This window comes from Variovorax sp. TBS-050B (assembly GCF_029893635.1).
Taxonomy (GTDB): Bacteria; Pseudomonadota; Gammaproteobacteria; order Burkholderiales; family Burkholderiaceae_C; genus Variovorax.
In genome coordinates this window covers 2,095,596-2,108,549 of the sequence record NZ_JARXYR010000002.1, presented here as the reverse complement: position 1 = coordinate 2,108,549, position 12,954 = coordinate 2,095,596, and the positions used below count along the sequence as shown (strand labels likewise).

The 12,954-nt window shown below is 67.1% G+C and carries 11 protein-coding genes; 6 read left to right on the top strand and 5 right to left on the bottom strand.

The genetic code is table 11. From position 1 onward, the window contains the following. Positions 1-27 precede the first annotated feature (27 nt). On the bottom strand, positions 28-855 hold the full coding sequence (locus M2165_RS12845) for a creatininase family protein (RefSeq protein WP_280815006.1): 828 nt from the start codon (positions 853-855) through the stop codon (positions 28-30). 94 nt (positions 856-949) lie between these two features. Here M2165_RS12845 and M2165_RS12840 point away from each other — a divergent pair, with 94 nt between their 5' ends. From M2165_RS12840 to M2165_RS12830, 3 genes are all read left to right on the top strand, one after another. After that, complete coding sequence (locus tag M2165_RS12840; RefSeq protein WP_280815005.1) at positions 950-1,747, top strand: SDR family oxidoreductase; 798 nt, start codon at positions 950-952, stop codon at positions 1,745-1,747. Positions 1,748-2,011: 264 nt separating this feature from the next. Then, positions 2,012-4,111 (top strand): glycosyltransferase, encoded by a 2,100-nt coding sequence (locus tag M2165_RS12835; RefSeq protein ID WP_280815004.1) that lies wholly within the window; start codon positions 2,012-2,014, stop codon positions 4,109-4,111. Further along, complete coding sequence (locus tag M2165_RS12830; RefSeq protein WP_280815003.1) at positions 4,104-5,381, top strand: class I SAM-dependent methyltransferase; 1,278 nt, start codon at positions 4,104-4,106, stop codon at positions 5,379-5,381. Before M2165_RS12835 ends, M2165_RS12830 begins: the two co-directional genes overlap by 8 nt. Before the next feature lie 160 nt (positions 5,382-5,541). Here M2165_RS12830 and M2165_RS12825 read toward each other — a convergent pair whose 3' ends face one another. Beyond that, a complete protein-coding gene (locus M2165_RS12825; RefSeq protein WP_280815002.1) occupies positions 5,542-6,465 on the bottom strand; it encodes a LysR family transcriptional regulator in 924 nt (307 codons plus the stop codon). An 89-nt stretch (positions 6,466-6,554) separates the two neighbouring features. Here M2165_RS12825 and M2165_RS12820 point away from each other — a divergent pair, with 89 nt between their 5' ends. Further along, on the top strand, positions 6,555-7,565 hold the full coding sequence (locus M2165_RS12820) for a zinc-binding alcohol dehydrogenase family protein (RefSeq protein WP_280815001.1): 1,011 nt from the start codon (positions 6,555-6,557) through the stop codon (positions 7,563-7,565). Positions 7,566-7,579: 14 nt separating this feature from the next. Then, positions 7,580-8,179, top strand: a complete 600-nt coding sequence (locus M2165_RS12815) for a GNAT family N-acetyltransferase (RefSeq protein ID WP_280815000.1) — start codon at positions 7,580-7,582, stop codon at positions 8,177-8,179. Here the strand turns inward: M2165_RS12815 and M2165_RS12810 are convergent. Genes M2165_RS12810 through M2165_RS12800 form a run of 3 tightly spaced genes read right to left on the bottom strand, consistent with a single transcriptional unit; the run spans position 8,171 to position 11,654 of the window. Beyond that, positions 8,171-8,884, bottom strand: coding sequence for a sulfite exporter TauE/SafE family protein (locus tag M2165_RS12810; protein WP_280814999.1), 714 nt, complete (start codon positions 8,882-8,884; stop codon positions 8,171-8,173). The genes M2165_RS12815 and M2165_RS12810 overlap by 9 nt on opposite strands. After that, positions 8,881-10,305 (bottom strand): amidohydrolase family protein, encoded by a 1,425-nt coding sequence (locus tag M2165_RS12805; RefSeq protein WP_280814998.1) that lies wholly within the window; start codon positions 10,303-10,305, stop codon positions 8,881-8,883. The genes M2165_RS12810 and M2165_RS12805 overlap by 4 nt, the downstream gene beginning before the upstream one ends. 44 nt (positions 10,306-10,349) lie before the next feature. Then, on the bottom strand, positions 10,350-11,654 hold the full coding sequence (locus M2165_RS12800) for a solute carrier family 23 protein (protein ID WP_280817531.1): 1,305 nt from the start codon (positions 11,652-11,654) through the stop codon (positions 10,350-10,352). Between the two features lie 239 nt (positions 11,655-11,893). On the opposite strand from M2165_RS12800, the gene M2165_RS12795 reads away from it, so the two are divergent. Continuing rightward, positions 11,894-12,949, top strand: a complete 1,056-nt coding sequence (locus M2165_RS12795; protein ID WP_280814997.1) for a LacI family DNA-binding transcriptional regulator — start codon at positions 11,894-11,896, stop codon at positions 12,947-12,949. Positions 12,950-12,954: the final 5 nt, after the last annotated feature.

The following is a 12,954-nucleotide window of genomic DNA, read 5'->3' as shown; positions in this document are numbered from 1 at the left end:
CAGCCCGCTTTCCAAGCCACACGCCGGCTAAACCAGCGGCCCCGTGTTGGCGGTGCTGAGCGGCAGCCGGGAGACCTCGTCGAGCAGCAGCGCCAGCTGCCGTGCGGCGGTGTCGATCACCGCCTGGCCGGCCTGCGCGGTCGCGGCGGCCGCATTGCCTGCGGCGCCTTCGGCGTTGTAGTCCTCCATCGCCCAGCCGAGCTTCGCGCTGCGGCCGTTGCCGAGGATCTCGTAGCCGGCCGCGCGCGCCTCCGACGTGGAGCGGAAATCCTTCGCCGCCTGCATGCGCACCTGCTGCGGCGCGAGCGCCAGCATCATCGAGGTCTCGATCTGGCCGGCATGCACGCCGAAGCGGTGCTCGCCGGCGCTGAACTGCGCGCCCGCATCGCCGAGCGGCAGGTTGAACCAGCTCACGCTGTAGACGATGAGGCCGTGCGCGGCGCGCAGCTCGCGCGCGACGATGTCCATCGCGCCCACGTGGCCGCCGTGCGCATTGAAGAGCACCAGCTTCCTCACGCCGGCCCGCGCCACGCCGGCGCCGATCTCGTTCCAGACGCGGATCAGCGTCTCGGCCGAGAGCGTCAGGGTGCCCGCGAAGCGCGCATGCTCGGGGCTCAGGCCGATCTGCTGCGTCGGCAGGAACAGCACCGGCAGCTCGGGCGCGAGCAACGGCAGCGCGGCGGCGACGATGCCGTCGGCCAGCACGCTGTCCACGCCCAGCGGCAGGTGCGGCCCGTGCTGCTCGGTGGCGCCGAGCGGCAGCACCGCCACCGTGGCTGTCACATCGAGCGCCGCGAAGTCGCGCGTCGTGAGCTGAGACCAGAAGCGGGGCAGGGATACCGGGGATGCGTTCATCCGGCGATCTTAGAGCGGTGCTTCAATCCACGCGACCCCGCCGCCGGCCGCGACCGGCCGGTCCCCTCCTCCACGCCACCCAAGGACACTCCCCATGGATCTGCAGCTCCAGGACCAGCACGTACTCATCACCGGCGGCAGCAAGGGCATCGGCCTCGCCTGCGCGCTCGGCTTCCTGCGCGAAGGCGCGCGCGTGAGCCTGGTTTCGCGCGAGCTGCAGAACCTGCAGCAGGGCCGCCGCACGCTCATGGAGGCCTTCGCGTCGGCCGAGGACCGCGTCGCGGTGCATGCGGCCGACCTCAAGGACCCCGCCGGCGCGGTGGCTGCGCTCGATGCGGCCGAAAAGGCCTTCGGCCCGGTCGACGTGCTCGTCAACTCCGCGGGCGCCGCGCGCCGCACGCCACCCGACGAACTGGACCCCCGCGCCTGGCACGACGCGATGGACGCCAAGTACTTCACCTACATCCACATGATCGATCCGGTCGTCAAGCGCATGGGGCAGCGCGGCCGCGGCGCCATCGTCAACGTGATCGGCCAGGGCGGCAAGGTCGCGAGCCCGGTGCACATGGCGGGCGGCGCGGCCAACGCGGCGCTGATGCTGGTGAGCGCCGGCATGGCCTCGGCCTATGCGGCCAGGGGCGTGCGCGTGAACGCGGTGAACCCCGGCCTCACGTTGACCGAGCGGCTGCAGGAAGGCATGAAGGCCGACGCCAGGCTCCAGGGCATCGACAGCGACGAGGCGCTGCAGCGCGCCAAGGCGCGGCTGCCGCTCGGCCGCATCGCGGCGCCGGAGGAGATCGCCAACGCGGTGGTGTTCCTCGCGTCGCCGAAGGCGAGCTACATCACCGGCGCGATCCTCGCGATGGACGGCGCGGTGACGCCGCTCATCTGAGCGGCGCTTTCCCGCCCAAGTACTACGCTGGTCGAGGTCTATTGAGCGTGGTCGCGGTGGTGTGGACCATCGCTTCATGATTTTTCTCTTGAGGCAGCGAGAGTCAGCGCCGCTGCGATAGCAGGCATTAATGCCGCCTCGAAAGGCTTACTCTTCTTTTTATTTCAAATTTGAGACTTTTTACCGAGAACGCCTCAACAACGAACATTTCCGCGAGAAAACCCCTGCGCACAAATTAGACTAGCGCGGAAGGCAGGGAGTTCGATGGACATTGATTTAACAATAGTACTCAATTGTCATAACGAGGATAACTACATCACGCGGACCCTGAGCTCCGTGGAAGAAGCTGCAATGTATGCAGAAGCCCTGGGCATAGCGCTTGAACTCGTTATCGTCCTCGACAAACCGACCAACTCGATCAGAAGTATTGCCGAAAGCACAATGCCCGCAGGCTTCAAACAAAAGAAGGTCATTGAGGTTGAAAACGGGTCGCTCGGATTGTCTCGCAATGATGGAGCGGCGGCGGCCTGTGGCGAATGGCTTTTTTTGCAGGATGCCGATGATCTGATTTCCTACAATGGCTTCGCCGAGATTTTCTTTTCAACTCAACGACATGGGCCGCGCAGCATTCATATATGCGAAACATTGATCGCGTTTGGAGTTGATTCCTACGTTGTCACGTATTTTGACGCCAAGACCATCACGCCACTCCCATTCGTCGATTGCCATCCGTTCGTTTCGAGAATTTGCTGCCCCCGTCGTCTCCTGGAGGAGTTGCCGTTCGCGGATTTGCGGCTTACCAAAGGGTATGCCTATGAAGATTGGTTCTTTAATGCCGAGGCACTATCCAAAGGCTACAGCTTTCATGCTGCGCCAAACGCCATCTTTTTTTACAGGCAGCGCGACAACAGTCTTTTGAGGCAGGCAAACGCTCTATCGGCCAGGCAGATCCCTCCATCGGGGCTATTCAAGCCACTGTTGTTTCTGCGCTTGGCCGCGGAAGGGTATGCGCGCTTCAAAAGCGCCCCGGCCTGGCGTGAGCGGCTTATCGCTCAGCAAACGGATGTCAACAATCCTGTGATCTTCGACCTTTGTGTGGCAGCCAACCGTATTGATCCTCAAATCCATCCGGCGGAGATTGCCGCGTCACCTCAATACAACAACCTGAGCTTCTGCAACGTACAGATTGGGATCGCTTACTACGAGATGTGCCGACTCATCGGCGGCAAGAGGTTCGACGATGTGTTTGTATTGCCGTCGATGGGGGTAGGCGGCGGCGAGCGCTACCTGCTGGACGTGATGCACGCGCTCAATGCGACCGGGGCCACCGCGAATTCATTGGTTTTCCTGGGACAGTCTCGCCGCGGTTCGAACTGGCTGGACAGGTTGCCGACCAACTCCACCGTCATCGACTTCGAGCTGATTTGCCCTGAACTGGACGAGGGAGCTCGGATCCTCCTGACGCTCAAGGCGATCGAGGCCTGCGCAGGGCGGGCTCGCCTGCACTTGAAGCAAAGCCAATACGCACATGCCTTCGCTCGCCGATACCTGCACCTGTTGAAGCAGTGCACGCGCATCTATTACCGGTTTGCGGATGAATGCAACTTCGTCCACGGACGAGCACTCAGCCTCCACCATGGATTCGAACTCGTTTCGGCGCTCATTGATGAGATCGATATCGTGGTGGCGGACAACCAATTCATCATCGACGAGGACAGGCGGCGGCTTGGCCGGCACCAGGATCGGTGGTGCCTGCTGTACGCGCGGGAACCCGCAAGGACAGACAAGTCTGCACTTGCGGAGTCAATCGGCTGCGCGGCACCTGCAGTGGCATGGGCGGGTCGGCTCGATCATCAAAAGCGTCCTGGTCTGTTGCCCTTAGTTGCCGCCCGCTTGAGGGAGCGTCAATCCGAACTGACGCTACATATCTTCGGCACCCCGGTTCTGAACCATTTTTGTGCCGACGCGCTGATGATGCACGCGAACGTGCGATTGCACGGCGAGTTCGCCAGCTTCGAGCAAGTGCTGAGCGTGGAACCGATGTGTTTTCTGCTCACCAGCCTCTTCGAAGGCGTTCCGAATGTGCTTCTCGAAGCTACAGCGCGAGGCTTGCCCATCGTGGCGCCGGACGTCGGCGGCGTCAGCGAGGTCGTTGAGCATGGTCTTACCGGAATCCTCCTGCCCTCGCTGGCCGACGACGACTCGATGGCTAACCTGATCGCGGACGCTTTGATTGCGTACGCTGACCATCCGCAACAGCGCGAAGAACACGCCTCCAATGCATTGACACGCTTGCAACAAAGAAACGGTCCTCAAGCCTACGCAGCCCGTATTGCGGAAATTTTCTTCACAAAGAATGATTGAACGACTGCACTTCAACACGGGTATGGCATACGAGTCCATGCTGGCGGCGGAACATCTGTCGCGTTATAGGCTGCTCAGCGAAGCTTGCAAGGGCAAGCGTGTCCTGGATGTTGCCTGCGGTGAAGGTTACGGGAGTTCTCTATTGAAGAAGTGGGGGGCCGATTCAGTCGTTGGTGTCGACATCTCGCAGGATGCGATTACCGTTGCGAACGAGCACTTTGCGAATTCAGGCATAACGTTTCGAACGGGCGATGCCTGCAACTTGGACCGCCTGCTGTCCGGAGAGGAACCATTCGATCTCATCGTTAGCTTCGAGACCATTGAGCATGTGCGGGATGTGTCGTCTCTTCTGCGCAGTATCCGTGATCGGCTGGCCCTCGGAGGGATGATAGTAATCAGTTGCCCCAACGATTCGGGAGTGGCTGGCGGCGAACGCAATGAGTTCCATCTAAAGACCTATACGTTTGCGGAATTCCGGCATGCGACGACTGGCGTGCTCGGAGATGCTGCGCAGTGGCTGTTGGGTATGCCAGTGATCGGTTTCGGAATCTGCGACGCGAGCGATCGCTGGGCGCAGCGGGCCGGCACTCATCTGTCCACGCTTGTCGAAGGCAGTGATGCGGTGGCGTCGCAGTTCCTGCCGGCTCAACTCGGCCATGAGGTGGATTTTGAGAAGGCCAGCTTTTATGTGGGCGTCTGGGGGGCACCCTTGCCGCGCGTGCTGATTGCAGCGCCCATTTCGCATCGAGCCTACGTGCGTCCGTGGGCCAGTTGGCTCGCTGCGAAAGCCGAGAACAAGCGCTTGCAAAACGAGCTCGCTCAACACGGCGCCAAGCACTCCGTCGAGCAGCAATCAGGTACAGAGAATGCTGTCTTACCGGCAGTGGGATTCGATGCCGAGGGAAGGGAAATACAGAGACTCAGGAGTGAAATCCACCTCTACAAAGCGCAGATCACTTTCGAGCGAAACGCAAGGCTCCTTTTGGCTTCGAAGCTTCACGAGCGAAGTACGGACAGCCGCTCCCGACTCGAGAGGTTCGAGCAGGAATCCGAGGAGCTGCGTGCGGCGCAGGCAATGAACGCTTGCATCCTGACCGAGCGAAATGCGTTGAACGACCGACTGCATGCGATGACTTCATCGCGCGGGTACCGGATGGTGGAGCGCTACTACTTCCTCTACGAGCACGGTGCAACACGTTGGTTCATGCGTCCCGCGCGTCGGCTGGCTAGCGCTATTTGGCGCGCTCTGAAACCTCGCAGAAGGGGCTGACAACGGTGCTCGGGCGGCGTTTATGAAGTGTTTCGATCGCCTCGGCCAGTTTCAGTCCAGGTCATAGTTTCTCTCGTTCGGCATCCTGTTGAGCCGCATGTTGACTCCAGCGGTGGATCTGATCAAAACCTGATTCGAGGTAGCGTGCGGCTCGCTCGAGCTATCGGAGCGGATGCGAGTCTGGAAACTCAAGCGCCTCGAACCTTCCGGCCAGGAAGTCCACCAGCGCGCGCACCCGCGCCGGCACGAAGCGCCCGCTCGGCAGCAGCGCATGCAGCGGATAGGGCTCGGTCTCCCATTCGGGCAGCAGATGCACCAGCCGGCCGCTCGCGATGTCGTCGCGCACGTCGAGCGCCGACTTCAGCGTGATGCCGTGGCCCGCCACGGCCCATTCGCGCGCGAGCGAGGCGTCGTCCACGCTGCGGTCGCCCTTCACGCGCACTTCGGTCCACTGCCCGTGCTGCGCGAAACGCCAGGTACGGTGGCGCCGCCCGCCGCGGTTGAAGGTGAGGCAGTTGTGGTGCACCAGCTCCTGCGGCGCCTTGGGCGCGCCATGGCGGCGCAGGTAGGCGGGCGAGGCGGTGAGCAGCGGGCTGGTCTGCGCGAAGGGCCGTGCGACCAGGCGCGAATCGGCCAGCGTGCCGTAGCGCAGCGCCACGTCGACCTCATCGCGCATCACGTCCAGCAGCCGGTCGCCGACCGACAGCGAGAGCTGCAGCCCGGGATGCAGCGCGAGGAATTCGTCGAACCACGGCAGCAGCGTGCTGCGCGTGAGGTCCGACGGCGCGGCCACGCGCAGGGTGCCGACCAGTTCGCCGCGGTCGGCCGTGACCAGCGACTCGCCCTCGTCGAGCAGCTCGAAGGCGCGCACCGCATAGTCGAGCAGCGTCTGGCCCTGCGGCGTGAGCCGCATCGCGCGCGTGGAGCGCTCGAACAGGCGCGCGCCGAGCTGCGTCTCCAATCGTTTGAGCGTGGCGCTGGCGGCCGCGGGCGTCAGGCCCAGCGCATGGGCGGCGGCCGTGAGCGTGCCGCCGCGCGCGGTCTGCACCAGCACCTGCAGGTCCGACAGATTTTCAATTTTCATTTGAAGCTGTTGCTTTTCTCTGCCAGCTTATCAAACCCCGATTGCGCCTCTAAAGTTCGTCCATCGCATCACCTCCAAGGACCGGCACCATGAAAGCCATCGGCTACTACCAATCCCTTCCGATCGACGACCCCGAATCGCTCCAGGACATCGAACTGCCGGCCCCCACGCCCGGCCCGCGCGACCTGCTGGTGCGCGTGCAGGCGGTCTCGGTCAACCCGGTCGACACCAAGGTGCGCCGCAACATGGCGCCGGAGGCCGGCCAGCCCAAGGTGCTGGGCTGGGACGCCGCGGGCACGGTCGAGGCGGTCGGTGCGCAGGTGAAGAACTTCAAGCCCGGCGACCGCGTGTACTACGCCGGCTCGATCGTGCGGCCCGGCGCCAACGCGGAGCTGCATGCGGTGGACGAGCGCATCGCCGCGCTCGCGCCGAAGAGCCTCGACGACGCGCAGGCCGCCGCCCTGCCGCTGACCACCATCACCGCCTACGAGCTGCTGTTCGACCGCCTGCGCGTGCCCAAGGGCGGCGGCGCGGGCCAGACACTGCTGGTCACGGGCGGCGCCGGCGGCGTGGGCTCGATCCTGATCCAGCTGGCGCGGCAGCTCACGCAGTTGCGCGTGATCGCCACCGCCTCGCGTGCCGAGACGCGCGCCTGGTGCCTGGCCCTCGGCGCCCATGCGGTGATCGACCATTCGAAGCCGCTTTCGGCCGAGCTGCGCGCCGCCGGCATCGGCGAGGTCGACATGGTCGCGAGCCTGACGCAGACCGAGCAGCACTACGCGCAGATCATCGAAAGCCTCAAGCCCCAGGGCCAGCTCGCGGTGATCGACGACATGAAGACGCTCGACGCGATGCCGCTCAAGACCAAGTCGCTCTCGCTGCACTGGGAGATGATGTTCGCGCGCTCGCGCTTCGAGACGCCCGACATCGCACAGCAGGGCGCGCTGCTGGCCGAGGTGGCCGCGCTGGTCGACGCCGGCCGCATCCGCACCACGGCGAACGCGAGCTTCGGCACCATCAACGCCGAGAACCTGCGCCGCGCGCATGCGCTGATCGAGAGCGGCAAGGCGCAGGGCAAGGTGGTGCTGGCGGGCTTCTGAGCACAATCGGTCGCATGACCGACGGTGCCCCGCTCCCACGCCCTCTCATCGAGTTCGACACCCCGCGGCTGCGGCTGCGCCAGTGGTGCGAGAGCGATCTCGCGCCCTTTGCCGCGCTCGCGGCCGATCCGCAGGTGATGGCCTTCCTGCTGCCGCTGCCCGCGCGCGCCGACAGCGACGCGTTCGCCGAACGCATCCAGGCGCGCATCGCGGCGAACGGCTGGGGCTTGTGGGCCGTCGAGCGCAAGGGCTCGGGCGAATTCCTCGGCTTCACGGGCCTCAACGTGCCGCAGGTGGCACTGCCTTTTTCGCCCTGCGTGGAGATCGGCTGGCGCTTCGCGCGCCACGCCTGGGGCCACGGCTTCGCGAGCGAGGCCGCGCGCGGTGCGCTGCAGGTGGGTTTCGAGCAGCTCGGGCTGGCGGAGATCGTGGCGTTCACCGCCGCCGGCAACCTGCGTTCGGCTGCGGTGATGGCGCGCATCGGCATGCGCGAGGACGCTGCCGGTGCCTTCGACCATCCTTCCGTCCCCGAAGGCCATGCGCTGCGCCGCCACCGGCTCTTCCGCATCGCCCGCGCGGCATGGCCGCAGGCCGGGCGCCGGTCTTCAGAATGAATGCAGCAGCAGCGCGGCGCCGGACACGATCGCGAAGACCTGCACGAAGATCCGCAGCGCGCGGCCATTGATCCGGCGATGCACGATGCGGCTCAGCACCGCGCCGGCGACGAGTGCGGGCAGCAGCCACGCCGCCGCCTCGAGCTGCGCACCGTCGATGCGGCCCGTCGCCATCAAGGTGGCGAGCGACACCAGTTCGCCCACGAGGAAGCAGAGCGCGATCGTCGATCGCATCGTGGGCGGCGGCTGGTGCTGGTAGACCAGCGCCAGCGGCGGGCCGCCGATGCCGGTCGCGGTTTCGGTCACGCCGGTGATGAGGCCGGCCGACACGAAGGCGGTGCGACCCGGCGAGAAGGCCGGCATCATCAGCGTGACCAGCGCCGCCGCGATGGTCGAGATGCCGACGAAGAGCGCGAGATGCGTCGCGCTCAATGCCGCCAGCACCCAGAGCCCGCCGGCCGTGCCGACCACGCGCCCGCCGCTGATCCAGCCCGCACCGATGCGGTCGATGGCGCCGCGCTCGCGCCACAGCACGTAGAGGTTGAGCGGCAGCATCAGCACCAGCACGCACACCGGCAGCAGCTCGGGCCGCACGATGCCGATCACCGGCGCGGCGATCAGTGCGAAGCCCACGCCGGTCGCGCCCTGCACGAAGGCGGCGAACAGCACGGCGAGCGACACGAGAAAGAGGTGCTGCGCGCTCACTGCAGAGCCCGTCCCTGGCGCGCAACCGCCGACAGGCGACGGTGCTCGGCCGCCGGCGGATGCAGCCGCACGATGGGCGCGCGGTCCATCGCCGCATGGGCCACGCGCGCCAGCTCGCGCTGCAGTGCGCGCGCGTCCCAGTCGGGCGGCCAGCCTTCCCAGAGGCGCAGCCGGCCGTCGACGAACACCGCCTGGATCTGGTCGCGGTTGCCCAGGCGCACGAGGTCCCAGGTCAGGTCGACGGAGGTGCACATCTCGGGCGTGTCGACGTCGACGATCAGGAAATCGGCCGCCTTGCCCACCGCGATCTCGCCGGTGCGGTGGGCCAGGCCTGCCGCGCGTGCGCCCTCGTGCGTGGCATGGTCGAACCAGGTCCAGCCGCCGCCGCTCGACGCATCGCCGGTCGCCAGGCCGAAGGCCAGCTTCTGCGCCGCCTCGGCCGCGTCCATCAGCCGGAAGCCGTCGCTGCGCGTGGCGTCGGTGCCCAGGCCGAAGCGGATGCCCATGGCCGCCATCAGGTTCGCGGGTGCCACCGCATTGCCCTTCCACTGGCTCGCGACGGGGTTGTAGCTCACGGCCGTGTCGGTGTCGCGCAGCAGCATGAGCTCCGACGGCGTGACCAGCGTGCCGTGCGCGATCAGCACCTGCGGACCGAGCGCGCCCAGCCGGGCCAGCAGTTCGAGCGGCCGCAGGCCGCGCTGCACCACCGAGCGCTCGACCGAGGCGAGGTGCTCGTTGACGTGGGTCTGGAACACGGCGCCCGCTTCGGCGCACAGCGCCGACACCGCCACCAGCATCTCGTCCGATGCGGCCTCGGGCACCGAGATCGCGAGCGAGGGATGCACCAGCGGCGTGTCGGACCAGCGCTGCAGGAAGCGCGCGGCGCGCGCGCGGATCGCCTCGCGCTCGGCCGCGCTGCTGTCGTTGCCGCCGTCGTTGCAGATCAGGCCCAGCACGCAGCGCAGCCCGGCCTCCTGCACGGCGGTGGCGACGGCGCCGATGTCGCCCGGCGCGCGCGTGCCCGCATCGCACACGGTGGTGAAGCCGCCGCGCAGCGATTCGAGCGCCGCGAGCTTGGACGCCATGTAGACGAACTCGTCGTCCAGGCTGCTTTCGAGCGGCACCCACACGCGCCGGAAGATCTCCGAAGGCTCGCCATAGGCCAGCGACTTGCCGAAGGACTGCGTGAGGTGGTGGTGCGCGTCGATCATGCCGGGCATCAGCAGCCGGCCGGGCAGGTGCAGCGGCGTGAGATGCGGGTGGCGCGCGGCGAGCGCTTCGGCCGGGCCGACGTCCTGGAAACAGCGGTTCGCGACGCGCACGGCATGGCCGCTCACGGGGCCGTCGCGCAGCATCAAATGGTCGGGAACGAGCAGCAGCTCGTCGGCCGCGAAGAACGCGGCATCGAGGTCAGGAGACATGGTGGGAAGGAACGGAAAAGAAGAAAAAGGAAACGCGCGGCGCCTCAGTGCGGCGCGGGCGCTGCCGCGGGGCCTTCGGCCCCTTCGGCATGCACGCGGTTGAACACCATGTTGAGCACCACCGCCGTGAGCGAGCCCATCGCCAGGCCGTTGCCCAGCACCAGCTGCAGCGTGTCGGGAAAGCGGCTGTAGAGGCCCGGCACCAGGATCGGCAGCAGGCCCATGGTCAGCGCGCCGGCCAGCACGAACATGTTGCCGCGCTCGTGCAGGTCGACCTTGCGCAGCATGTCGATGCCCATGGTGCCGATGATCGCGAACACCACCATTGCGGTGCCGCCGACCACGGCCGAGGGAATGGCGCTCGCCAGCCGGCCGAGCGGCGCCGACAGCGCGATGAGGATCAGGATCACGCCCGCGGCCGCCGTCACGTAGCGCGAGCGCACGTTGGTGGCGCGCACGATGCCGATGTTCTCGCCGCTGGTGATGATCATCGAGGTGCCGAAAAAGCCGCCCGCGAGCGACACCACCGCGTCGCCGCGGATGGTGCGCGGCACCACGTCGCGCGCATCGATCCTGCGGCCCACCACGTCGGCCACCGCCACCGTCTGTCCGGTGGCCTCGACCATCGAGATGATGCTGAAGATCAGGAGCGGCACCGCCGCCACGATGTCGAAGCGCGGCATGCCGAACGGCAGCAAGGTCGGCGCGCTCCAGAACGGCCCCGCCGCCACCGCGCTCGCATCCATCAGCCCGAAAGCCGCCGCGAGCAGCGTGCCGGCCAACAGCCCGAGCAGCACCGCGAGCTGGCCGAGCGTGCCCTTGAACACGCGTGCGAACAGCACGGTGAAGCCGATGGTCGCGAGCGCGAGACCGATGTTCACCGGGTCGGCGAAGGTGGCCGAGCCCGCCTTGCCCGCGATGATGCCGCCGTAGACCTTCACCAGATTGACGGACACCAGCAGCAGCAAGGTGCCGATGACGATCTTCGGAAAGTAGCGCAGGCAGCGTGCGAACACCGGCAGCACCAGAAAGTAGAACAGCGCCGTCAGGATCACCGCGCCCGAGGCGGTCTGCAGGTCGCGCTGCTGGGCGATGGTGACGAACATCAGGATCGGCGCGCCGCCCGGCACCATCACGAAAGGCAGCCGGGCGCCGAACTTCCACGGCCCGAACGACTGCAGCAGCGTGCCGATGCCGCAGAGCAGGAAGGTGGCGCTGATCAGGTTGACCGTGAGCGCGCCGGGCAGTCCCAGCGCCTTGGCCACCAGGAACACCGAGGTGATCGGCACGGCCGCCATCACCAGCACATGCTGCAGGCCGAACAGCAGCAGTTGCGGGAACGGCAGCATCGCATCGACCGGGGCCGTGCCGGCCGGCGTGGCGGCGGGCGACGGCGAGGAGGCAGAGGGAAGCACAGCAGAGGCGTCGGGAACACGGGACATGAGTGAATCCTTGAACCGGATCGCGCCCAAATCGATTTGGGCACACTGGCAAAAAAAGCCGCCGAGGCGGGTGAAGTACATTCCGTGGCAGCGAGCCCCAAAACGATTTGGGAATTGAATCACCGCTTTTTGAAAAGGTCAACGGGATGAGCACCCACCCCACGCCCCGCGCCAACATCAAGGACGTGGCGCGCGAAGCGGGCGTGTCGCCGACCACGGTGTCGCATGCGCTCAACGCGCGCGGCCAGGTCGATGCCGAGACCCGGGCGCGCGTCGAGCAGGCGGCGCTGAAGCTCGGCTACCGCCCGAACCGCAACGCGCAGCGGCTGCGCACCGGCGAGGCGCACATGATCGTGCTGCTGTCGTCGATGCCCTTCGCGGTGGCGGGCGGCCCCTCGCGGCTCGGCTTCCTGATGGAGGTGGCGGCCGTGGCGGCCGCCGAGGCGCTGGACCGCCGCCTGGCGCTGGTGCTGGCGCCGCCGATGGAGAACGGGCGCGTGCCGATGGAACTGCTCGACGTGGACGGCGCGCTGGTCATCGAGCCCTCGGCGGACGACCCGAACCTGGCCTACCTGCAGCGGCGCGGCCTGCCGGTGGTGGCGATCGGCAAGCCGGCGGTGGATGCGCAGGGCGCGTCCGCGCCGGACGAGGCGGCGCTGCCGCCCTACGTCGACATCCACTCGGGGCCGACGACGACGCTGCTGCTCGACCACCTGCATGCGCAGGGCGCGCGCAGGATCGCGATGATCCTCGGCGCGGCCCGGCGCAACTCGTATGTGGAAGCGCGCGCGGCCTACCTGGCGTTCGCCGCCGCGCAGGGGCAGGCGCCGCTGCTGTCGCTGGTCGACGAGGCCGAGGGCGAGGGCGGCGGGCGGCGAGCCGCGCTGGCCTTGCTCGAGGCCCATCCCGACATCGATGCCTTCTGCGTGCCGGTGGACGCCTTCGCGACCGGCGCGGTGGCGGCCGCGCTCGCCGCCGGCCGGCGCATTCCCGAGGACGTGATGGTCGCCACGCGCTACGACGGCCTGCGCGCGCGCACCAGCGTGCCGCCGCTCACGGCCGTGGACCTGCACCTGGACCAGGTGGCGCAGCAGGCCATCGCGCTGCTGTTCGACCATCTGCGCGGCGACACCGGCCGGCGCCGGGTCGACGGGCCGGCGGCGCAGCTGGTGCCGCGGCTGTCCTCGGCGCGCCGCAGCTAACCGCT

Coding starts and splice junctions, on each gene's coding strand:
- M2165_RS12795 (WP_280814997.1), top strand. CDS start 11,894: ATGAGCACCCACCCCACGCCCCGCGCCAACATCAAGGACGTGGCGCGC.
- M2165_RS12805 (WP_280814998.1), bottom strand. CDS start 10,305: ATGTCTCCTGACCTCGATGCCGCGTTCTTCGCGGCCGACGAGCTGCTG.
- M2165_RS12830 (WP_280815003.1), top strand. CDS start 4,104: ATGATTGAACGACTGCACTTCAACACGGGTATGGCATACGAGTCCATG.
- M2165_RS12825 (WP_280815002.1), bottom strand. CDS start 6,465: ATGAAAATTGAAAATCTGTCGGACCTGCAGGTGCTGGTGCAGACCGCG.
- M2165_RS12815 (WP_280815000.1), top strand. CDS start 7,580: ATGACCGACGGTGCCCCGCTCCCACGCCCTCTCATCGAGTTCGACACC.
- M2165_RS12840 (WP_280815005.1), top strand. CDS start 950: ATGGATCTGCAGCTCCAGGACCAGCACGTACTCATCACCGGCGGCAGC.
- M2165_RS12820 (WP_280815001.1), top strand. CDS start 6,555: ATGAAAGCCATCGGCTACTACCAATCCCTTCCGATCGACGACCCCGAA.
- M2165_RS12800 (WP_280817531.1), bottom strand. CDS start 11,654: ATGCTGCCGTTCCCGCAACTGCTGCTGTTCGGCCTGCAGCATGTGCTG.
- M2165_RS12845 (WP_280815006.1), bottom strand. CDS start 855: ATGAACGCATCCCCGGTATCCCTGCCCCGCTTCTGGTCTCAGCTCACG.
- M2165_RS12835 (WP_280815004.1), top strand. CDS start 2,012: ATGGACATTGATTTAACAATAGTACTCAATTGTCATAACGAGGATAAC.